14 protein-coding genes and 2 tRNA genes are annotated in these 20766 nt (G+C 63.5%); 9 read left to right on the plus strand and 7 right to left on the minus strand.

Annotated features, from left to right (window positions below):
* Window positions 1-272 precede the first annotated feature (272 nt).
* The 5 genes from QX070_RS15465 to QX070_RS15485 all read left to right on the plus strand — a co-directional run bounded on the left by QX070_RS15465 (window position 273) and on the right by QX070_RS15485 (window position 6298).
* Window positions 273-1436 (plus strand): IS110 family transposase, encoded by a 1164-nt coding sequence (locus QX070_RS15465; protein WP_315737887.1) that lies wholly within the window; start codon window positions 273-275, stop codon window positions 1434-1436.
* A gap of 1071 nt (window positions 1437-2507) precedes the next feature.
* On the plus strand, window positions 2508-3053 hold the full coding sequence (locus QX070_RS15470; RefSeq protein ID WP_315737888.1) for a hypothetical protein: 546 nt from the start codon (window positions 2508-2510) through the stop codon (window positions 3051-3053).
* 326 nt (window positions 3054-3379) lie between these two features.
* Window positions 3380-3451 (plus strand) — tRNA-Lys (locus QX070_RS15475).
* 182 nt (window positions 3452-3633) lie between these two features.
* The gene (locus QX070_RS15480) at window positions 3634-5286 is read left to right on the plus strand and encodes a phospholipase D family protein (RefSeq protein WP_315737889.1); all 1653 of its coding nucleotides are present in this window, start codon (window positions 3634-3636) and stop codon (window positions 5284-5286) included.
* A 28-nt stretch (window positions 5287-5314) separates the two neighbouring features.
* The gene (locus tag QX070_RS15485) at window positions 5315-6298 is read left to right on the plus strand and encodes a site-specific DNA-methyltransferase (RefSeq protein WP_315737890.1); all 984 of its coding nucleotides are present in this window, start codon (window positions 5315-5317) and stop codon (window positions 6296-6298) included.
* A gap of 444 nt (window positions 6299-6742) precedes the next feature.
* Here QX070_RS15485 and QX070_RS15490 read toward each other — a convergent pair whose 3' ends face one another.
* From QX070_RS15490 to QX070_RS15505, 4 genes are all read right to left on the minus strand, one after another.
* Entirely contained in the window at window positions 6743-7927 is a 1185-nt protein-coding gene (locus QX070_RS15490) for a TylF/MycF/NovP-related O-methyltransferase (protein WP_315737891.1), read from the minus strand.
* 463 nt (window positions 7928-8390) lie between these two features.
* Window positions 8391-8466, minus strand: a tRNA-Lys gene (locus tag QX070_RS15495).
* Between the two features lie 425 nt (window positions 8467-8891).
* Window positions 8892-11597: a glycosyltransferase gene (locus QX070_RS15500; protein WP_315737892.1), complete on the minus strand. Its 2706-nt coding sequence runs from the start codon at window positions 11595-11597 to the stop codon at window positions 8892-8894.
* A 343-nt stretch (window positions 11598-11940) separates the two neighbouring features.
* The gene (locus tag QX070_RS15505; protein ID WP_315737893.1) at window positions 11941-12534 is read right to left on the minus strand and encodes a beta-1-3, beta-1-6-glucan biosynthesis protein; all 594 of its coding nucleotides are present in this window, start codon (window positions 12532-12534) and stop codon (window positions 11941-11943) included.
* Window positions 12535-12915: 381 nt separating this feature from the next.
* Here QX070_RS15505 and QX070_RS15510 point away from each other — a divergent pair, with 381 nt between their 5' ends.
* Window positions 12916-14496, plus strand: a complete 1581-nt coding sequence (locus tag QX070_RS15510) for a beta-(1-6) glucans synthase (protein WP_315738312.1) — start codon at window positions 12916-12918, stop codon at window positions 14494-14496.
* Here the strand turns inward: QX070_RS15510 and QX070_RS15515 are convergent.
* Together QX070_RS15515 and QX070_RS15520 are read right to left on the minus strand one after the other, a co-directional pair.
* On the minus strand, window positions 14456-14836 hold the full coding sequence (locus QX070_RS15515) for a hypothetical protein (protein WP_284416120.1): 381 nt from the start codon (window positions 14834-14836) through the stop codon (window positions 14456-14458). The two genes, QX070_RS15510 and QX070_RS15515, sit on opposite strands and share 41 nt — an antisense overlap.
* Before the next feature lie 108 nt (window positions 14837-14944).
* The gene (locus QX070_RS15520) at window positions 14945-16300 is read right to left on the minus strand and encodes a hypothetical protein (RefSeq protein ID WP_315737894.1); all 1356 of its coding nucleotides are present in this window, start codon (window positions 16298-16300) and stop codon (window positions 14945-14947) included.
* Window positions 16301-16435: 135 nt separating this feature from the next.
* On the opposite strand from QX070_RS15520, the gene glmU reads away from it, so the two are divergent.
* Entirely contained in the window at window positions 16436-17782 is a 1347-nt protein-coding gene (glmU, locus tag QX070_RS15525; RefSeq protein WP_315737895.1) for a bifunctional UDP-N-acetylglucosamine diphosphorylase/glucosamine-1-phosphate N-acetyltransferase GlmU, read from the plus strand.
* Between the two features lie 9 nt (window positions 17783-17791).
* On the opposite strand, the gene QX070_RS15530 is transcribed toward glmU, so the two are convergent.
* Window positions 17792-18019, minus strand: coding sequence for a hypothetical protein (locus tag QX070_RS15530; RefSeq protein WP_315737896.1), 228 nt, complete (start codon window positions 18017-18019; stop codon window positions 17792-17794).
* A gap of 229 nt (window positions 18020-18248) precedes the next feature.
* Here QX070_RS15530 and glmS point away from each other — a divergent pair, with 229 nt between their 5' ends.
* Window positions 18249-20075: a glutamine--fructose-6-phosphate transaminase (isomerizing) gene (gene glmS, locus QX070_RS15535; RefSeq protein ID WP_315737897.1), complete on the plus strand. Its 1827-nt coding sequence runs from the start codon at window positions 18249-18251 to the stop codon at window positions 20073-20075.
* 52 nt (window positions 20076-20127) lie between these two features.
* Complete coding sequence (locus QX070_RS15540; protein WP_315737898.1) at window positions 20128-20742, plus strand: LysE family translocator; 615 nt, start codon at window positions 20128-20130, stop codon at window positions 20740-20742.
* Window positions 20743-20766: the final 24 nt, after the last annotated feature.

The following is a 20766-nucleotide window of genomic DNA, read 5'->3' on the forward strand; positions in this document are numbered from 1 at the left end:
GCGTTGCTTGCACCGGCGCGGACCATGCGTTGACAACGAAGGGCAGGGGGCGCGTTCAACCATCGTCGCAACGCATCTCGCGCCCGAGCTTTGCTGGTCGTCTCGCCCCCATCAAACAGAGGGCGCGGGGAATGCCGGGCTGCGGGCCGCAACCCATGGCCCGCCTGCAGAAGAAAAAGCAGGCGGCAGTCACCACAGATCCTATGGGGCGGCGGGTGGTCAAGAAGGGTTAGGATTGGATTTCTGAACCATCCGGCCCTCGGAGGATCAAGATGATCAAGCTCGATCGCACTGACACACCCGCCGCGGCGGAGCATGCCACGGTTTACCTCGCGTTTGAACTGAGCAAAGCGAAATGGAAGCTCGGCGTGCTGCTTCCTGGCTCGCAGAAACTGAGCCGGTACACGATCGGCGGCGGTGACTTGGCCGCCTTGGCGGCCCGGCTTGCGGACATGCGCAAGAAGGCTGCGGCTGCCGGGGGCGGCCGGCCGGTGCGCATCCTGTCATGCTACGAAGCAGGCTTGGATGGCCACTGGCTGCACCGATGGCTGAGCGGACAAGGCATCGTCAATCATGAGGTCGACCCTTCCAGCATCGAGGTGAACCGTCGTGCCCGGCGCGCCAAGACCGACCGGATCGATCTGGAGAAGCTGATGCGGGCGTTCCTCGCCCATTTGCGGGGCGAGCCTCGGGTCTGCAGCATCGTCCACGTGCCAAGCGTCGAGGATGAGGATCGCAAGCGCCGTACCCGTGAACGTGATCGCCTGATCCAGGAGTGCACGGCTCACAGCAACCGCATCAAGGGACTGCTGCACGGCCAGGGCATTCGCGACGTCCACCCGCTCGATCGCTCGTTCCTGGAAAGCCTTGCCAGCCTGCGCACTGGCGACGGTCGTCCACTGCCGGTGCGGCTCAAGGAAGAGATCGTGCGCGAACACGAGCGACTGTGCCTGGTGGCACGGCAGCTCAAGGAGCTCGAGGCCAAAAGCAAAGCCGAGCTGTGCGCCGCTCGGCCCGGCTCGCCGGAAGCCAGGATCATGCAGCTCATGGATCTCAGGAGCATCGGCCCGGTCGGCGGCCAGAAGTTGGTCAACGAGGTGTTCTATCGCGACTTCGACAACCGTCGTCAGGTCGGCAGCTACTTTGGTCTCACCGGCACGCCCTATGACAGTGGCGAGCGCAGCCGTGAGCAGGGCATCAGCAAAGCCGGCAACCGGCGCGCCCGTGAGCTCGCGGTCGAGCTGGCGTGGCTATGGACCGTTCATCAGCCGGACAGCGCACTGACACGCTGGTTCCGCGAGCGGGTGCGCGACATCAAGGGACGCATCCGGCGAATTGCCATTGTCGCTCTGGCACGCAAGCTGATGGTGGCGCTGTGGCGCTATCTGGTGACCGGCGTTGTTCCCGAAGGCGCCGTGCTGCGTCCAACTTCGTAAACGGCTGCGCGCGCCATGACAGCCGACGTGAGCCAGGACCGACGCGTGACCGTGCTGAACCGGGGGCATAAACCTCCCGCTCTCACAGAGGGGTCCCGTCTTGACTGGGCCTTACCTTCCCCCGTGCATGAAAGATCAGGGTACCGGGCCTCGCGCCCGACCGGATACAAGGTGATGCGGTCGTTCCGCATTGTCGTTCACGGCCCAATCCTCGCATCACGTCCGGCCTGCCATCGCGACACCGCGCGTTGCGGGCGCGCCATGATGGCGCCAAGCTCGGCGCGCTCAAGGCCGCTGACGCGCCGCCTCCGGCGGTGGCCTTCGGCCAGCCTTGACCGCGCCTCTCCTTGGCGCCAAAGGCCGCCCCCAACAAACGACGCCCCTCTCGACAACTTACTCCCCATACAAGGTTCAGCCGACATCCGGCATTCCCCGCGCGATGGTCTTCACGTTTATACGCGATCTCCCCGGTGTCCGGCTTGATAGCCACCGTCGCCCTCGGGGATCATCACCCCCAGGACTTGGCGCCAGCTTCGGGGCGCCAGGACCACGCGATTTCACGTCCGCAAGGAGCCGTTCGTCCGCGCACATCAAGCACGCTGCGACCCACCTGCGGCCACCGCATCCCGCGCTCAACGTCCGTGACGATCGCGAAGCGCCCCTCTCGAGGAGCACGGGTTGGGGACAGTCAATCATGAAATTCGGAAAAAGTGAAGTCGAATATTTTTGGCGGAGGGACTGGACAAGGGTGATCGCCTTGAGGGACCTGATGAAATGAGTTTTTCCGCGCATCCTCACGGCAACGCTGCTGGAATGCGCAGGGCCGTCGCGCCATGATCCGCTGGCTGTCCCAAGAAGCTGCGCCATGAAGGCCCAACGACCACTGCAACTCATGCGAGCATTGCGTGCCGGGACGACAGCGATTGTGGCCGGCCCGCAACGAAGTCGGCTTTTTGTTAGTTGTTTCTATTCCCCCTGAGGTTGCGACTATTGTTCCCCAGATCGGCCCCTGCTACCGCTAGTAACGACAGTAGGGGTGCTGTGGGGGCTCAAATGAACGGTTTGCGTCGGATGGCCGGCTGGCTGGCCATCGTGGGAGCGGCGTGTCTTGGCGGGTGTGCTGCGCCGCTTGCGGTCAACAGTGTGACCGACGTCAGGTCGACGACAGGCAGCCGAGGAATCGACGTCTACGAGCCGAAGCGCCGCACCGACGCAAGCGTGCCCGAGCTCGCGGGTGACCAGCTCGTGGAGGTGCGGACATTTCACAATCCCGGCGGGGGAGGCGAGGTCGAGATGGCCGGAGCGTCCTGCTCACTGGAAGCCTCCGGCTTCAGCGCAACCATGACGAGCCCCGCCAAGGTGCGCGTGCCGCTCTATCGCGGACAGTCGAGCACGCTTGCCGTGACCTGCCAGAAGCCCGGCTATCAAAAGCGGATGATCACGGTCGCGCCCTTCGATTCGACGCGCCAGGCTCGTCTGGCCAGCGGCATGAACGGCGGCATCCTTGGTGCGGTCATCGTGGCCGGCATCGACGCCGCCGCCGACAACACGAAGAACGATTGGCGGTATCCCGTCGCGAAGGTCGTGCTGGAGGCCGATGCTGCCCCCGGCAGGTAAGGGACGGATCTTTCGGTATTGGCGGTTACGGCAGTTGCGGCGAGGGTGCACGAAACTGGCTGCGCGGGACCCTCCGCAAGCCCCTCCCCAGGCTCAGGGAATCCGCCCAAGCCCCCCAGCCTGTGGTTTCACCCGCCCGCCCTATTGACCGAAACTGACCCACCCCCTACACAGCGCGGGCGACAGCATGCGGCCGAAGGCCGGGGTTTTGCCGCCCCGATCGCGCGCCGCAGTGAATCACGACGACGCTTTGCGCCTTCTCATGGTATCCTGCCGACGATCCGGACAGTGACGGCTCAAGCCGCCACACCGCTTCCCTGGAAGCTAGCGCGTAGCTCAGCCGGTAGAGCACGTGACTTTTAATCTCGGGGTCCTGGGTTCGAGCCTCAGCGCGCTCACCCAGTGAGATCAATACGTTAGCCGACAGTTTAGACGCTTGCCCCCAGGACAAGGTTAGGTCTAGGTCTAACCGGGATTACAGATTTCATACGAATATCTTTGTTGGAATCGTCGTGGCCATGGGCACGGGAAGCGGTTGTGTGCTGTTATGACCTCTTCAGCATCCTCGTTTGCGATTACCATGAAATACATCGACACAAGTTTACGCGAAGCCGAACAGACGGTCGGATTTTGGATGAAATCGACCGTTGAGTCTAAGATTCGCGAGTTTCGGTGCCAAGCGGGATACTTCACCCTCGATGGCTCAAGCCTTCTATTGCCTCTCTTGAAACAATGCGCGTCAGACGGAAACATCGTGCGCCTCCTGTTAGGTTCGAACGGCGGCGTGACATTGGCGAGCCACATTGCATTCCTTGCAGGGACCTTAGGCATACCGAAGACGAACGTATCCCTTGGAGTGGTCAGTTTCGACAATTGTCTTTACCATCCAAAGGTCTATCACTTCGTTCGGGAGGATGGCTCGCAGACTGCCTACGTGGGCTCTGCGAACTTGACAGAGTCGGGTATCGCTGGCTCGAATGTGGAAGCTGGGTTGATACTCGATTCTGGCAGCGGCGACGACCTGACGATTCTCAAGGATATCGAAGCTCGCATCGAAAACTGGTTCAAAGGAACTCAAGCGGGCTTGTCGCGGATTAACAAGCATGCGGATATCGATGATCTTCTGGCTGCCGGAAGCTTGGCACTCGCCCCCACAAAGCGCGCTCGTGAGATCGAAGAAGAAGGCGAAGAAGCTGCGACAAAGACCGGCAAGCCGAGCGTATACCTCAAATCTATCTTCAAATTGCCGGGCGTTAAGCTGGAGGAGTCGGGATCTACGGTTGCGCCAGCAATAATTCCATCGAGTCCGCCCGAACGGCGTCGTTTCGTTCGGCACACCGAGCAGAGCTTCCACTACCCCCAGGGAACTCATCTTGGTCACATCCTAACGATCCTGTCGCATTTTGCAGGCGATCGGACGGGCACTGCATTTGACGATCAGTTCATCCGCCTAGATGGATCGCTGGGTAGCGGGCGGCTTGCGGCCTATCGGCGTCAAATTAAGTACAAGATGCTTGCTGCTATCGAGCTCGGGCTAATCACCGACATTCGGCTGATCGACGATACGATCTCCTACGTCCCAGCGTTGACCGATGCGGGTCGGAAGCTTTGGAACTTGATCAAGCCGTTCGTCAAGCCTGCCGACTTGGTCCTGAAAAGAGACGAGAACGGCGACTATTCAACAGCGATGCAGCAGGCCAATTATTACAATGAAGTAGTCAGCACGGCTTGCGACGAATCGGCCGAGCTTCAAAAATTGTACCATTCATGCGTGCTGAACATGCCAGCGGTCAAACAGATGCTGATCCTGCTTTATCAGCAAGAGCGGACTGCAACGGTAGCAAAGGTGCGCATCTATGAAACCTTCTTCGAGTCGGACGCGGTAAAGCTATTCTGCGATGAAATCGGCATAGAGGCAGGGACGGTAGAATCAGCTAAACATCGTTGTCCGTTTCTGCTGAACCTGCTCGAAAGCTGCAGGATCGTTGGGCAGAACAATTCAAGCGTGCTCGTTGGTACGCTTGCCCTAGCACCTGATGTCATCGTAGCGCCGGGGACTGATCCGAAGGTAGGCGAGAAAATGCTCCCGATAATCCTGGCCGATTGGGGTAAAAAATCGACCCTTGCACTCGCTGATCAGAAAGCCCTGCGCAATTTGTTCGGCGCTTCGTTCCTGACTGACACCTATTACCTGAAGAGCGTAATGCAGATTCCGGCACCAAATGTCCAATAGATCACACAGAAACGGCGGCCACATTGGGATGAATCTTCTTCGGAAGAACGGGATATCCCATTCCTCCACACGGTCAGTCGCCAAGCCGACGAGCGACCCGACGTCACACGTCATTGCAGTCGCTGACTGCCTCGATACGCTTAAGAAGCTGCCGTCGAGTTCGGTCCAGCTCGTAATCTGCGATCCTCCGTACAATATCAACGTGGCTACATGGGACGATATGAACCACTACGTTGATTGGGCGTCCCAGTGGATAAGAGAGGTTGAACGGGTCTTATCCCCGACCGGTAATTTCGTCATTTTCGGTGGCCTTCAATATCAGGGGGAAGCAGGTTCAGGCGATCTTCTCAGTTTAATTAGTTGGATGCGTCAAAACAGCAATATGCTCTTGGCGAATCTCATTATATGGAACTATCCGAACGGCATGGGCGCACAGCGCTTCTTTGCCAACAGGCATGAGGAAATAGCTTGGTTCGCGAAAAGCCCCAAATATTACTTTGATCTTGATGCGGTAAGGCAAAAATTGCCGCCGCACATTCTGGAGCTTTACAAGCGTGACAAACGTTTGAAGCATGAAAGCTTGGAAAAGGGTATTAATCCAACGAACGTGTGGAAAATCCCTCGGTTGAATGGAAACTCCAAAGAGCGCGTCGGACACCCTACGCAAAAGCCTAAAGCTTTGATCGAGCGAATTATCCGTTCGATGTCGTACCCAGAGTCGACGGTGCTGGATTTCTTTGCCGGCAGCGGTGTTACCAGTAGAGTTGCCATTGAACATCGGCGCCACTCTATTTCCTCGGATGTCGACCCAAAATTTCTTGACTACTTCGCCCAACATCGAGCGCAGATGACTACGAGTGTTCCAGAATATCGGTTAATCGACAGCAAGGACTGGTCCGAGCATCCATTATTGAGAGATTGTTCTGACGTGCACGTAATCGAACTCCCGTCGAAACAAGTCCGAAGGCGAGGAAGACCCAAGGTAGCGCTTCCTAAGGCTGCAGGAGTGTAGCGGTCGTGCGGCCGGTGTGGGACTGCACTAAACTTCTCTCGTAGTTAGGTAGCCCTCTCGCGCTCCCTCACCCATTCACCGCAAACCCGAGCACATTTGCCTCGGACTTCGCTTGAATTCCTTAATCACCGCTGCGCGGACTTTCTCCAGGAGCGGTTCGGCGGTGTAGAGCTTGGGGTAGGTCACCATGACGGAGGTCAGGGTGCCATTGTTCCAGTTGAAGCCGACCGCGGGCCGCACGCCGGTTTCGGCTAGGATTACGGTGACAGTGCACTAATTAACTCGGTGAAAGCGACGGCTAATATTGTGCACTGTCACCGTAATTCGGAATCGCGACGACTGTTCTTGCCCAATTCATTGAAACGCCCCGGTAATAAATCAAAGACTGCAATGTTCGATTGTGCCTTGGATTGGCCGAACAAGCCAGTCGGCATGTGGACAACCTTACGCCGTCGTCATCCCAAAAAACCGCTTCACGGTGGCGGTGCACAAAAATGGAGCTATGCGGCGCCACTTCCGACGCACAGCCCCTGACGCCGATGGTGGCTTGATGATCAGGCCTTGTCCTGTGGGAAGCGCGAGAATAGTGACGCCATGCTGAGAGGCCCAGGTGTCGAATGCGCGCTTCTGGGCCTCGTAGCGAACGAAACCATAATCGTCGAGCAGAACCGGGGCGCCTGGCTGGAGCTTGCTCCAGAAGTGGTCGATGGCCGCGATCTCGGGCGTGACATTGTTCATGTCGATCGACAGATACGCGACGGCATTGATGTCGACGGTCGACAGGCTCGCTGGGACACTGCCACGAATGATGTCGACATTCTTGTATTCGGAGAAGTTGCGAACGGCATCCTCATAGATGTCGCTCTTGTACATCTCTCTGAAGTAGCCGAGGTTGCCGCTTGCGACCTCCTCATCGGTGACGAGGCGCTCGTCGACACCGGTAAACGTATCAAACAGAAAAAATCGACGTTGGATGTTGTTCCAGTCGAGATAGTGCATGATTGAAGAGCTGAGCATGCCGCGACATACGCCGCATTCGACGAAATCACCGCCAAGGCTGACGCCGATGCTGGCGCACCAGAGCGCAACGTGCGTCCGCCAGAAATAGCGAGGTTCATAGCCCTCGGCGGCGACGCCACGTTCGTAGGCGGCGACAAAGCGGGGATCCCGCATGAAGTCATGGTTGTGCACGATCGCGGGATCGGTTCGCAATCCCGCGTGGTCGTATACCGGTGTGTAGAGTCGGGGGCCGGCAACGTCCGGAGTCGATGGCTCGCTCGAGTTGGTGCCGTCGTTCGCTCCGGCCAGTTGCAGCTTGAGCTTGATGAGCTCGGTCGACATCTCGCGAAGCGCCAAACTCTCGCGCTGCAGGTTCTGGAGATAGCTGGCCGATACCGTCTCCGTCGGTTCGCTGGCTTGCAAATCCGTTCGGACTTGATCCTCACCTTCGTTGCCCAATCGCGTGGGATCGAGTTCGACGGCGTCGTTCGGTCCTGCCTCGTTGTCCTGCTCGCTTGCATGTCCATTGCGAGCCGACGAGATCAGCTGATCGAGCGTCGATTGGCGAATGAGTTGGAAGCCGACGCCGTTGAGCAGCCCGTTGATTACGGCGCCGTAGCTTGCAGACATGCTGGCTCCCCTGACGCGCGAGCGCCTTGCCAAAAAGGCCTTACTGGAATTCGATGAAAATGACTTGCGATACCTTTGGTTATCGACCTTAGCACCCTGCTTGCGCAGACTGCAATTCTGGCAGACGTGGAGGTGCCGACATGATCGAGCTGACGCGCGAGAGCGGGCGCGCTGCGCGTCCGACCGCGCGATCGGGCAGCTTCCTCGTTACATCGCCTGGGTGGAAAGAACATGGAGACGTCCCGTCAGGTTCGCACGAGCATCGTAGCCAAGGAAATGACTGAGGATCCAAAGCCGCATGAGGATCGAGGGCGTTCGACTCGTCGAATATCAAATCGAGTTCCGATCGAGACCCATTCAGGCCGCCGCTTACGGGCGATCGAGGCCACGCATCGTCTTACCGATGTTCCGACGTGGCCAAGGGAGGCGTCTACCAGGCTGACTATTCGATCGTTCGGGATCTTGGTGAGCGCGCCGGGACTCGAACCCGGGACCCCATGATTAAAAGTCACGTGCTCTACCGGCTGAGCTACGCGCTCGCTTCCAAGAAGCGGTGCGACGGCAGGGCCGTCACTGTCCGGATCGTCGGCAGGTACCCATCGGAACGCTTGCGGCGTGGCCGTGGTTCATTGCGGCATGAAATCGGGGCGGCAAAACCCCGACCTTGGGCCGCATGCTGTCGTGGGCGCTGTGTAGGGGGTGGGTCCGTTCCGGTCAATAGGGCGGGCGGGGGAAACCACGGGAGATCGACGATCGTTTCGGGCGCGGCGATGACGGGGCCGTCGCCCGCCATGAGCCGCCGTGATGAGCCGCCGCCGGCGCTCGACAGAGCGACGGCGACATGCGGGGTCTCACGGGCCCCGTCGCGATGACCCCGGATGTCGCTGCCGCCTGCGCCCTTCGGGGCCCTTGCGTCCGCTCATCCGGGCTACGCGGTGCAGGCTTCGGCAGGCCTCGCTCGGCGCTACGCCTTATCCGCCGCCTTCGTTGCTGCCGCGCTCAGCGGCGCCGGTTGCATCCCGGGCCCCGCCAGCTCGGGCACCCAGACCGGGCGCAGGCCGATCAGCTCGGCGGTGCGGACGGTGGTGTAGCGCCAGAACTCGAAGGAGTTGATGCGCGACATCTCCAGCAGCGCGATGGCGACCGCTGAGAGGAACGGCAGGCTCTCCAGGATCAGGACGGCGGCGAAGATGTAGAGTTCGGTGATGGCAAGCGTGTTGGTCACGATCAGGATGGTGGCGCCGATCAGGAGCAGGGCGCCGATCACGGCCTCCCAGAACGCCTGGAACTCGATCGACATCCGCGACAGGCCGCCCTTGGACGTGCGGGCGAACGCCAGGTGCTCGGTGATCAGGCCCTGCGCCACGGCGCGGCTGACCGTCCACTGCACGCTCATCGCCGCGACCATCGCGCCCAGCATCTGCCACGGCTTCACCGCCACCCGCAGCCGGTAGAGGATCAGGAAGTGAGCGAGCGAGACCACGAAGGCGGCGAGGATCGGGATGGTCAGGATCTTGTCGGGAATGGCGATGCCGGCGAAGGCAACGATCGGCGTCCAGATCAGGTTGAGGATCGCGACCACGACGCCGAGGCTCTCGGCACCGAGCCAGTTGAGCCAGCCGAGCGAGAACTCGCGCTTCTGGTCCGAGGTCAGCCGGCTGTGGCCGGGCAGGAAGCGGCGCCAGTGCTTCTTGACGATCTGGAAGCCGCCATAGGCCCAGCGATGGCGCTGCTTCTTGAACGCCTCGTAGGTGTCGGGCAGGAGGCCCTGGCCGTAGCGGGTGTTGGTGTAGTGGGTCTGCCAGCCCAGCTCCTGGATGGCGAGGCCGAGATCGGTGTCCTCGCAGATCGTGTCGCTCGACCAGCCGCCGGCCATGTCCATCGCCGCGCGCCGGATCAGGCACATCGTGCCGTGCACGATGATCGCGTTCTCCTCGTTGCGCTGGACCATGCCGATGTCGAAGAACCCGGCATATTCGCCATTCATGATGTAGTGCATCAGCGACAGATCCTCGTCGCGATGCTCCTGCGGCGCCTGCACCAGGCCGACGGCGGGGTCGGCGAAGGCCGGCACGAGGTCGGAGAGCCAGTCCGGCGTCACGACATAGTCGGCGTCGATGATGCCGATGATCTCGGCGTCGACGGCGGTGCGCTCCATCGCGATGCGCAAGGCGCCGGCCTTGAAGCCCTTGACCTTCTCGGCGTTGATGAACTTGAAGCGCTCGCCGAGCATGCGGCAGTGATCCTGGATCGGCTGCCAGAACGCCGGGTCGGGCGTGTTGTTGATGATGCAGACGACCTCGTAGTTCGGGTAGTCGAGCCGCGCCAGCGCATCCAGCGTCTGCTTCATCATGTCGACCGGCTCGAAATAGGCCGGCACGTGGATCGACACCTTCGGGCAATAGCCCTCCGGCATGGCGGCGCGGTCGCGCGCGGCCTTGTCGCGGGTCAGCAGACGGCGCGGCTCGCGGCCGAAGGCGATCGCGGCGATCTCCTCGATGCGGGCCATCGCAATGAGGATCAATGGAACCAAGAGGATCAGGCCGAGGGTCAGTGCGAAGGTCGAGCCCCAGACGAAATAGTGCACGTTCCAATAGGCGAAGACGTTGGAGACCCAGGCACCGACGCCATGTGCCGTGATGGCGAGCATCATCGCCTGCAGCACGGTCGGCTGGCGCAGCCGCACGATCGGCAGCGACAGCAGCACGCCGACCAGCAGCGCGATGGCCGCGAGCTGCCAATAGTCGGGATTCACGATCGGGCCGCTCCAGGCGAATTTCGCCTCGCGCGCGGCATTCAGGACGCCCCAATACGGGCCGACGCCGCCTTCGAAATATTTCCAGGGCTGATCGATGGCCTCGACGATGTTGTATTCCATGCCGATCGAGGCGGCCTGGGCGAGAAAATTGCGCAACACCTTCGCCTGCCGGAGTGGGCCCGGCACGGCGGGCCCGCGGTTGTCGCCGCTGCGGCTGTAGCCCTGGCTCGGCCAGCCGAACTCGGCGATCATGATGCGCTTGCCGGGGAACTGCTTCTTCAGGAGCTGATAGCGATCCACCGCCTGATCGACGGCCTGGTCGTCGGTGAAGAATTCCCAATAGGGCAGCACGTGCGCGGCGATGAAGTCGACATTGGCCGCGAGCTCGGGGTTGTCGCGCCAGCTGTTCCAGACGTCGCCGGTGGTAACGGGCACGTTGACCGACTTCTTCACGCGCTTGATCTTCTCGATCAGCTCATCGACCTTCTGGGTCGCCGTGAGGATGGTCTCGTTGCCGACCACGATGCCGATGACGTTGCTGTTGCGGCGGGCGAGGGTGATGGCCGACTGGATCTCGCGCTCGTTGCGGTCCGGATCCTTGTCGATCCAGGCGCCGAGCATCACCTTCAGTCCGGCCTCCGCGGCCAGCGGCGGCACGATCTCGAGGCCGCCGGTAGAAGAGTAAAGCCGGATGGCCCGCGTCATCGTGGCGAGCTTCTTCATGTCGGCGCGGATGCGTTCCGGCGAGGCCACGGTGTTGGCGCCGGGGGCTCCGGTTCCTTCATGCGGATCGTAGGAAACGCTCTGCAGCAGGCCGGTGAAATTGGGGGCCTCCTGCTTGTCCTGCAGCAGTCCCCAGAGGGCGGCGTGCACAGCGGTGACGAGGAGCAGGACGGCGACGACGGCACGCATTGGAGGGGCAACCATTCCTAGGATCAAGTCAGCGGCGAAGCGGAGCGGTCGATCGCCGTTCCATCTCGGGTATGCGATGCTACCGGGAGCACGTTCACGCGTGACGTTCGACGACGAACGACGAAGGCGGTCATTCTCACGCCGTCACAGCCGAAGGCCGCGACATCATATGCCATCCCAACAGAGCCCAATCATGCTGAACGGTGCCTGAACCGGGGCGAGGCTCAAGCGCGCGTCGACGACCTCGATCGTATCCTGCCACGTGATCGGAGCGCTGTCATGCGCACGCCACGCATGGGGGGCGGTCGCCGCGATCGTGCGTCCTGCCTGCCTCAGGCGCCGGTCACTTCGCCGGAGGCTGCGGGGGCGAGGGCGAAGCCTGGGGGGCGGGCTGCTGCGTCGGCGCTGGAGACGCCTGCGCGGCCGGCGTCGCTGCCGGGCTCGAGGCTGGGCCCGGCGCAGGCGCCGCAGCCACCTGCGGCTTCGCGTCCGGATTGATCCAGCAGGTATGGACGTGGTTGTTCAGCGAGTTCGGCACCTTCGGATCGATCTGCGGGATGAATCGCGTCAGGCAGCGGAAGGCGGCCTGAACGTGGCCACCGGGGCAGCCGAACCGGTCATAGAGATCGAGGTGGCGGAAGGCGGTATCGAGGTCGTCGTTGTACATCAGCTGGACGACGCGGCGGCCGAGCCAGACGCATTCGGGATTGCCGGCCGGGCCGCCACTGAGCGCCTGGGACGCTTCGGTGAATTCGTCGGCCTTGCGCTGGTTGTCCCTCGACACGTCGGCCGGATTGGCCGCCTGCGGCTTTTGGTCCTGGGGATGGTCGCTGCCGCTCTGGGCGAGGGCGCCGGGCGCGCCGATGAGGAGCACGAGGCCCAGAGCCGCGGACAGGCGCGAAACCGAAAACTTGGACTTGAGCACGCGTCGACCCATAAATTCCCCGATTGTTGCCTTCGTGCCGTCCCCTGACGGACGCAGTGGTGATGCCGATCAAATCGGCCCCGATTGCGGCGGGAGATTGATTCCGACTGTCGCGGAGCGTTCCTGACGGGCGCTTGCGCAGGGCCGAGAAACCTGGTTGCGACGGCCGGGGTCAACCGGGATTCCCAATGACCGGAATCTCGGAATTTGTCCAGCAACGTACCAACTTTCTCGCGTCATCGTAAAAGGGTGATTTGAAGCGGGTCCGCCAAGAGTGCCAGAGGGCTCGGCCGATCGCCTACTTGGCAGATCGCCGCCGACCGGGTAATCGACACCACCCTGCCTGGAGACACGGAACTGAAATCCCTTCCTACGCCGCTGGCGCTTCTGCTCATATCCTTGGGTGTCATCGCCGCCGCGTGGTGGTGGCTGGCCCAGCCGATCACGCTCGCGCGCGCGCCGATCGAGCTCGATTCGAAGCTGCAGTGCGTGTCCTATGCGCCGTTCCGCGGCCAGCAGAGCCCGCTGGATCCGACCACCCATATCGACGCCGAGCAGATCGAGCAGGACCTGGTGCAGCTCGCCAAGATCTCCGAATGCGTGCGCACCTATTCGATCGAGAACGGCCTCGACCAGGTGCCGGGAATCGCATCCCGGGTCGGCATCAAGGTGATCCAGGGCATCTGGCTCGGCTCCAACAAGCTGAAGAACGAGCAGCAGATCGCGATCGCGGTCGACCTGATCAAGCGCTATCCGAAGGTGATCACGGCGGTCGTGGTCGGCAACGAGGTGCTGCTGCGCGGTGAGATGACGACCGCCGATCTCGCTGCGACCATCCGCAGCGTCAAGGCCCAGGTCCAGGTCCCCGTGACCTATGCCGACGTCTGGGAGTTCTGGCTGCGCAACCGCGAGCTCTACGACATCGTCGACTTCGTCACGGTTCATATCCTTCCGTATTGGGAGGACATGCCGGTGCGCGCGAAATTCGCCGCCTCCCATGTCGACGCCATCCGCCAGCAGGTCGGCATCGCCTTTCCGGGCAAGGAGATTCTGATCGGCGAGACCGGCTGGCCGAGCGAGGGGCGGATGCGCGAGGGCGCGCTGCCGTCGCGCGCCAACCAGGCGCGGGTGGTATCGGAGATCCTCAGCCTCGCCAAGCGCGAGAACTTCCGCGTCAACCTGATCGAGGCTTATGACCAGCCGTGGAAGCGCAAGCTCGAAGGCACGGTCGGCGGCTATTGGGGCCTGATCAGCGATGACCAGCGCGCGCTGAAATATCCGCCGGGCGAGCCCGTCAGCAACTATCCGCTGTGGAAGCTGCAGATGGGCGGCGGCATGATCCTGTCGTTCGTGGTGTTCCTGGCCGGGTGGCTGACGGTGCGGCGCCGGCCCTGGCCGCCGCACGTTTCGGCCTGGATCGGGGTCGGGTTCTCCGCGACGACAGCGGGCGTGCTGTTCGGCATGGCCGCGGACAAGATGTTCTATGAGAGCCTCGGTGTCGGCGGCTGGCTGCATTGGGGGGCGCTGCTCGCTGCCGGCGTCCTGGCGCCCATCCTCAGCGCCAACGCGGCGATGGCCGGGCGGCCGTTGCCGACCTTTCTCGACCTGCTCGGACCGAATGACGGCCGCAAGCAGTTGAAGATCACCTACCTGCTGGGTCTGGTCCTGGTCGTGACGGTGCTGATCGCGGCCGAGACGGCGCTCGGCTTCGTATTCGACCCGCGCTACCGCGATTTCCCGTTCGCGAGCCTGACCATGGCGGTGGTGCCGTTCGCGATGCTGCTCGGCAATCGTCCGGCGCAGGGCGCGCGCCCGATCGCCGAGGCCAGCTTCGCCGGCCTGCTCGCGATCTCCTCGGTCTACGTGATCTACAACGAGGGCCGCGACAACTGGCAGGCGATGTGGACCTGCGCGATGTATCTGCTGCTGGCGTTCACGCTGTGGCGGGCGCGGGCCGCGCAAATCCGAGAATGAGCAGGCCGATCGCCAGCCCCGACAGCACGATGTTGTAGAGCACGATGCCGAGGCCGGCGGCGATCAGTCCGCCGGTCAAGAGCACGATCGACGGCCGCATCACGTGCAGCACCGCGATCACCAGCGCGGTGGCGCCGAACACCGAATTCTTGAACAGCGTGGTCGCGACCGCCCGGCTCTTGCAGGCCAGCGTCTGCAGGCCGGCATCGCAGGCCAGCGCGACGCTCGACAGCTCGATCGCGAGATAGCGCAGATAGAGGGCATAGCCGACGGTGACGAAGCCTATGATCAGGAGCCATTGCACCTGATAGGGCGAGAGGCGGAACGGGGTCTTTTTCATGCGCGGGACTATGCTGCGGAAAGGATCGTCGGACAAGCCGCAAAGCCGGTTCGCGGACTGCTTTCACAATCCGTCCCAACCGGCTTTGGCTGCACGATGATTTGAGGCTCAGGAGCGGCGGAAGAACGACGACAGCGCCGACGGTTGCTCGGGCTTGGGCGCCTCTGCCGGCGGCGGCGCTGGTGCTGCTGCTGTGGGCGGCGGCTCCTCGCGCTTGCCGTGGCGCTGCTGCTGGGCCTGCGGCTGAAACGTGCGCCGACGCTGCACCGGCTTCAGGGCGGCAGCCGCCGGAGCGCCCGGCTTGGCCGCCTCGGCCCCCTCCGGCTCCTCACGGACTGCGAGGCGCTGGCCGTCATAGACGGTGGTCTCGCAAGCGCGCCGGCTCTCGGCGAGCACCGCGCAGATCTTCGCCGCCGTGGCCGCGTCGCCCAATGGGCCGGCGCCGAGTCGCAGCTGCATGCCCGGACCGCTCCGGCCTTCCTTCAGGATGATGATCGGCCTGAGCGAGGCGAGGTCGGCATGGGTCTTCACGAGATCCCGCCACAGCGCCCGCAATCCTCCGAGCGAGCTGGCCGCGCCGAGATCGACTGCGAATTCGGTCTTCTGGACCGCCGTGACCGTGACGTCCGTGCTGTCATTGCCCTTGGCGGCGGCCTCTGCGGGCTCAGCCTTTGCGAGCTTGTCGGTCTCGGCCGGCTTGCCGGCCGGGTCCGGTGCGCCACCAGGCGACTGGGAACCGGTCGCCGCGACGGCGGGTGCAGGTGGGGGCGGCGACAGAGCGGCGGAGACGGACGATGACGAAGCACCCGACAGCCCGGCCGACATCGGCCTGGACTGCTCCTGTTTCGTCTTGTCGGCGCTCGCGGCAGCCGCCGGGGAACCGGGCTGAGCCGGATTGATTCCGGCGGCCCCGTTGGGAATCGGCATGAACGGCGACGCGTTCGCGTAGGCCGGCAAGGGGCTGGACGCCGCGGAACTCGATGGGGCCGCCACCGTGGCCTGGGACTCCACGGCCGCGATCTGCGGCGCGGGTGCGACTTTGCCGCCGGGGGCGGGATTGGCGGTTGCCTGGGCGCTCTGCTTGGCCAGCGCGCCGGTCACCGAGTCCAATCCCTGCTCGAGCACGGTCACGCGCGCGTACAGCCGGTCGCGATCGGTGTTGAGCGTCTCGATGGCCGCGCCGAGCTGGCGCGCCTCGCCTTGCGTCTCGCGGGCCAGCGACTGCAGCAATTGTGCCTGGCGCGACAGATCGGCCGCGGAAACACGGTCCTGCCGCCATCCCTGTGCCGCCTGATTGGTGAAAACGGCCAGGCCGACGGCGCCGACGGCGCCAGCCCCCCACCAGCTGAGTCGCCACAGCGCGCGGCGATCGAACTCGTTCTCGTCGGCAAACAGTCCGGACAGAGTCGCCCCCGTCTTCTCAGCTCCATTTGTGCCGGCGGATTTGCGGGAGTCCTTAGCCATGAACCTGCCTTAATCGAATCACGAAGCGAACATTAACAGGAAAACCACCAGGGGCTTCAGCGGGTGCGGTTTGCCCCGCGCAGAAAACGCATTATGACAGCGCGACCTATGCGCTCCCTTCATCCCAGGTGTTTCATGACCGCTCGATCCAGTCTGACCATCGTGCTTGCGGCAGGCGAGGGCACGCGGATGCGCACGAGCGTCCCCAAGGTGCTGCATCCCATCGCCGGCGAATCATTGCTCGCGCACGTCCTGGCGGCGGCGCCGCAAGGCGATGGCGCCAGCATCGCCGTGGTGGTGGGGCCAGGGCACGAAGCGGTCGAGAAGGAAGCCAGGCGCCTGCGGCCCGACGCGGATATCTTCGTTCAGCGCGAGCGGCTGGGGACGGCGCATGCGGTGCTGGCGGCGCGGCAGGCGATCGCGCGCGGCGCAGACGATCTGCTGGTCGCATTCGGCGACACGCCGCTGATCACGGCCGAGACGTTCGCGCGGCTGCGGGCAGCGCTCGTGGAAGGCGCAGCGCTCGCCGTGCTCGGCTTCCGCGCCGCCGATCCGACCGGCTATGGACGCCTTCTGCTCGACGGATCGAAGCTGGTCGCGATCCGCGAGCAGGCCGATGCAAGCGAAGCGGAGCGGGCGATCACGCTGTGCAATGCCGGCGTGATGGCGATGGACGGCCGTCGCGCGCTCGCGATCCTCGACAGGATCGGCAATGCCAACAGCAAGGGCGAGTACTATCTGGTCGATGCGGTGGCGATCGCGCGCGAGCAGCGGCTCGAGGCGGTCGTGATCGAGACCTCCGAGGACGAGGTGCGCGGCGTCAACACCAAGGCGCAGCTCGCCGAAGCCGAGGCGGTGATGCAGAACCGGCTGCGCCGCGCGGCGATGGATGCAGGCGTGACGCTGGTCGCGCCGGAGACCGTCTACCTCGCTGCGGATACCACGTTCGGCAAGGACGTGACCATCGAGCCGTTCGTCGTGATCGGCCCCGGCGTGTCGATCGGCGACGGCGCGGTGGTGCATTCGTTTTCGCACATCGTGCAGTCCAAGCTCGGCCGGAACAGCCTGCTCGGGCCGTTTGCGCGGCTGCGGCCCGGTACGACACTCGGAGACGGCGCCAAGATCGGCAATTTCGTCGAGGCCAAGGCCGCGGTGCTGGAGGCGGGCGTGAAGGTCAATCACCTGTCCTATATCGGCGACGCCCATGTTGGGGCCAATGCCAATATCGGTGCCGGCACCATCACCTGCAACTATGACGGCTTCAACAAGCACAAGACCAATATCGGCGAGGGCGCTTTCATCGGCACCAACACCTCGCTGGTGGCGCCGATCACCATCGGCGCCCGCGCCTATATCGGCTCTGGCTCGGTGATCACGCGCGACGTGCCCGATGATGCGCTGGCGCTCGAGCGGAGCCCGCAGACGACGCGTGAGGGCGCTGCGGCGCGCTTCCGGAATGCCAAGCAACGCCACAAGAAGTGAGCTGAGAAATCAGCTTTCGTCGTCCTGGAACTCAGCGAACATCGCACGTGTCAAACGCCACCCGCGGCGGGTGGCGTGCTTGACGGGCTCGTTGGCGCGATGTTTGATCGGCATCGGCTTGAGCTCGCTGCTCAAGGCCGGCGGCGGCCAGTGCGCCAGATGGCTTCCGGAGGTCGGATGCGACAGGCTCAGCGGGCTGGTGCCTTTGGGATCAGTTGGGCGGCGGCTATAGGTCATGGCGTCCTCTCCGACGCGACAGTCTCTGCGCGAAAGCGTTGACCGGACGTTAAGTGCGCTCCGAACCGGACCTCCGCATCAAACCGGAGTTGCATGCAGGCCCTCGGTTAGGGCTCCCACTTAACCCTGTCGCAATCCGCAATAATTATTGAATCCTGAAAGCGCGCGGTTTTCGTTAAGACAATGCCACGCTTTTGAATCTCTCTCGACGATTTGGGGACTAGCGCTGATGTGCGGAATCATCGGGATCCTGGGACGCGGGCCGGTTGCCGAGCATCTCGTCGATTCCTTGAAACGTCTCGAATATCGCGGCTACGATTCCGCGGGCGTTGCCACGCTCGAGGGCGATCATTTGGACCGGCGGCGCGCCGAGGGCAAGCTCAAGAACCTGCAGAAGCGGCTCGAGCAGCATCCGCTGAAGGGGCACGCCGGCATCGGTCACACGCGCTGGGCGACCCACGGCAAGCCGACCGAGAGCAACGCGCATCCGCATGCGACTGACAACGTTGCCGTGGTACATAACGGCATCATCGAGAATTTTCGCGAACTACGGGCCGAGCTCGAAAAGCAGGGCGCCAGGTTCGCGTCGGAAACGGACACCGAGACCGTCGTCCATCTGGTCAACTCCTATTTGCTGAAAGGCCATTCGCCGCAGCAGGCCGTGGCTGCGTCGCTGCCGCAATTGAAGGGTGCGTTCGCGCTGGCCTTCCTGTTCAAGGGTCATGGCAACCTCCTGATCGGTGCGCGCAAGGGCTCGCCGCTCGCGATGGGCTACGGCGACGGTGAAATGTTCCTCGGCTCGGATGCGATCGCGCTGGCGCCGTTCACCGACACGATCAGCTATCTCGATGACGGCGACTGGGTCGAGATCACCCGCGACTCCGGCATCATCCACGACGCCTCGGGCGCGGTGGTGAAGCGCGACGTGTTGAAATCCGGCGCGTCGTCGTTCCTGGTCGACAAGGCCAACTATCGCCACTTCATGGCCAAGGAGATCCACGAGCAGCCGGAGGTCGTCGGCCATACGCTGGCGCGCTACGTCGACATGGGCGCCGAGCGCGTAGTGCTGCCGGCGCGGCTGCCGTTCGACTTCAAGGACATTCAGCGCATCTCGATCACCGCCTGCGGCACCGCGAGCTACGCCGGCTTCGTCGCCAAGTACTGGTTCGAGCGCTTCGCGCGCGTGCCGGTCGAACTCGACGTCGCCTCGGAGTTCCGCTATCGCGAGGCGCCGCTGCGCCAGGGCGATCTCGCCATCTTCATCTCGCAGTCCGGCGAGACTGCCGACACCCTGGCGGCGCTGCGCTATGCGAAGTCGCAAGGCGTGCACACGCTCTCCGTCGTCAACGTGCCGACCTCGACGATTGCGCGCGAGAGCGAGATCGTGATGCCGACGCTCGCTGGCCCGGAGATCGGCGTTGCCTCGACCAAGGCCTTCACCTGCCAGTTGATGGTGCTCGCGGCGCTCGCGATCGCGGCAGGTCGCGGCCGCGGCGAGCTCTCGGAAGCCGACGAGACCAAGCTGGTGCATGGCCTGGTCGAGGTGCCTCGCCTGATCGCGGCGGCGTTGACGACCGAGCCGCAGATCGAGAAGCTCGCCCGCGAGATCGCGAAGTCGAAGGACGTGCTCTATCTCGGCCGCGGCACCTCCTATCCGCTGGCGCTGGAAGGCGCGCTGAAGCTGAAGGAGATCTCCTACATCCACGCCGAGGGTTACGCCGCCGGCGAGCTCAAGCATGGGCCGATCGCGCTGATCGACGAGACCATGCCGGTCGTCGTCATCGCGCCCTATGACCGCGTGTTCGAGAAGACGGTGTCGAACATGCAGGAGGTCGCCGCGCGCGGCGGCAAGATCATCCTGATGACCGACGCCAAGGGAGCCGAGGAGGCGACCGTGGACTCGCTGGTGACGATCACCATGCCGGATATGGCCGCAACGTTCACGCCGATCGTCTACGCCATCCCGGTGCAGCTGTTGGCCTACCACACCGCCGTGGTGATGGGGACGGACGTCGACCAGCCGCGCAACCTCGCGAAGTCGGTCACGGTGGAATAGGCAAACGTCCGGCCCGGCGGATCGGTCGGTTCGCTTGATCACGGGGATCGGGATGACCCTCAACACCTGGCTGCTGTTCTTCGTCACGTCCGTGGGGATCTCCCTGACGCCAGGCCCGAACGGCCTGCTCGCCTTGACGCACGGGGCGCTGCACGGCGGACGCAGGACGCTGTTCACGATCGCGGGCGGCCTGATCGGCTTCATCCTCGTCATCGCGCTGTGCATGTTCGGCATCGGTGCGCTGGTGCAGTCGTCGATCACCTGGCTCGTGGTCCTGAAATGGGTGGGCGGGCTCTATCTCGCATGGCTCGGGGGCAAGTTGTGGCTCGCGCCGCCGGTGGGCGTCGATCTGGCCGACCAAGCCGTGACGGCCAGAGGACACGCGCTGTTCCGCCAGGGTTTCCTGACCGCGGCGACCAACCCGAAATGCCTGCTGTTCTTCAGCGCGCTGCTGCCGCAGTTCATCGATCCCGATCGCAGCCTGGCGGTGCAGTTCGCCGTCGTGGCCGTCACCTATACGGTGACCGAGTTCGTCACCGAATACGCCATCGCCAGCGCGGCGGCCCAGGTTCGCCCCTGGCTCGCGCGGGTTGGGCGGCGCTTCAACCAGGTCTGCGGCGGCATCTTCGTGGCGGTCGGGCTGGCCCTGCCGCTGCGCAGCGCCTAGGGCGCCGCGTTCGGCCGTCCGCGT

Source organism: Bradyrhizobium sp. SZCCHNR1093 (genome assembly GCF_032381175.1).
GTDB lineage: Bacteria > Pseudomonadota > Alphaproteobacteria > Rhizobiales > Xanthobacteraceae > Bradyrhizobium.

Excerpts from the sequence above, each read along its gene's own strand:
- glmU (WP_315737895.1), top strand. The coding sequence starts at position 16,436 with ATGACCGCTCGATCCAGTCTGACCATCGTGCTTGCGGCAGGCGAGGGC.
- QX070_RS15500 (WP_315737892.1), bottom strand. The coding sequence starts at position 11,597 with ATGCGTGCCGTCGTCGCCGTCCTGCTCCTCGTCACCGCTGTGCACGCC.
- QX070_RS15480 (WP_315737889.1), top strand. The coding sequence starts at position 3,634 with ATGAAATACATCGACACAAGTTTACGCGAAGCCGAACAGACGGTCGGA.
- QX070_RS15515 (WP_284416120.1), bottom strand. The coding sequence starts at position 14,836 with ATGAAAAAGACCCCGTTCCGCCTCTCGCCCTATCAGGTGCAATGGCTC.
- QX070_RS15490 (WP_315737891.1), bottom strand. The coding sequence starts at position 7,927 with ATGTCTGCAAGCTACGGCGCCGTAATCAACGGGCTGCTCAACGGCGTC.
- QX070_RS15505 (WP_315737893.1), bottom strand. The coding sequence starts at position 12,534 with ATGGGTCGACGCGTGCTCAAGTCCAAGTTTTCGGTTTCGCGCCTGTCC.
- QX070_RS15520 (WP_315737894.1), bottom strand. The coding sequence starts at position 16,300 with ATGGCTAAGGACTCCCGCAAATCCGCCGGCACAAATGGAGCTGAGAAG.
- QX070_RS15465 (WP_315737887.1), top strand. The coding sequence starts at position 273 with ATGATCAAGCTCGATCGCACTGACACACCCGCCGCGGCGGAGCATGCC.
- QX070_RS15470 (WP_315737888.1), top strand. The coding sequence starts at position 2,508 with ATGGCCGGCTGGCTGGCCATCGTGGGAGCGGCGTGTCTTGGCGGGTGT.
- QX070_RS15485 (WP_315737890.1), top strand. The coding sequence starts at position 5,315 with ATGAATCTTCTTCGGAAGAACGGGATATCCCATTCCTCCACACGGTCA.
- QX070_RS15540 (WP_315737898.1), top strand. The coding sequence starts at position 20,128 with ATGACCCTCAACACCTGGCTGCTGTTCTTCGTCACGTCCGTGGGGATC.
- QX070_RS15530 (WP_315737896.1), bottom strand. The coding sequence starts at position 18,019 with ATGACCTATAGCCGCCGCCCAACTGATCCCAAAGGCACCAGCCCGCTG.
- glmS (WP_315737897.1), top strand. The coding sequence starts at position 18,249 with ATGTGCGGAATCATCGGGATCCTGGGACGCGGGCCGGTTGCCGAGCAT.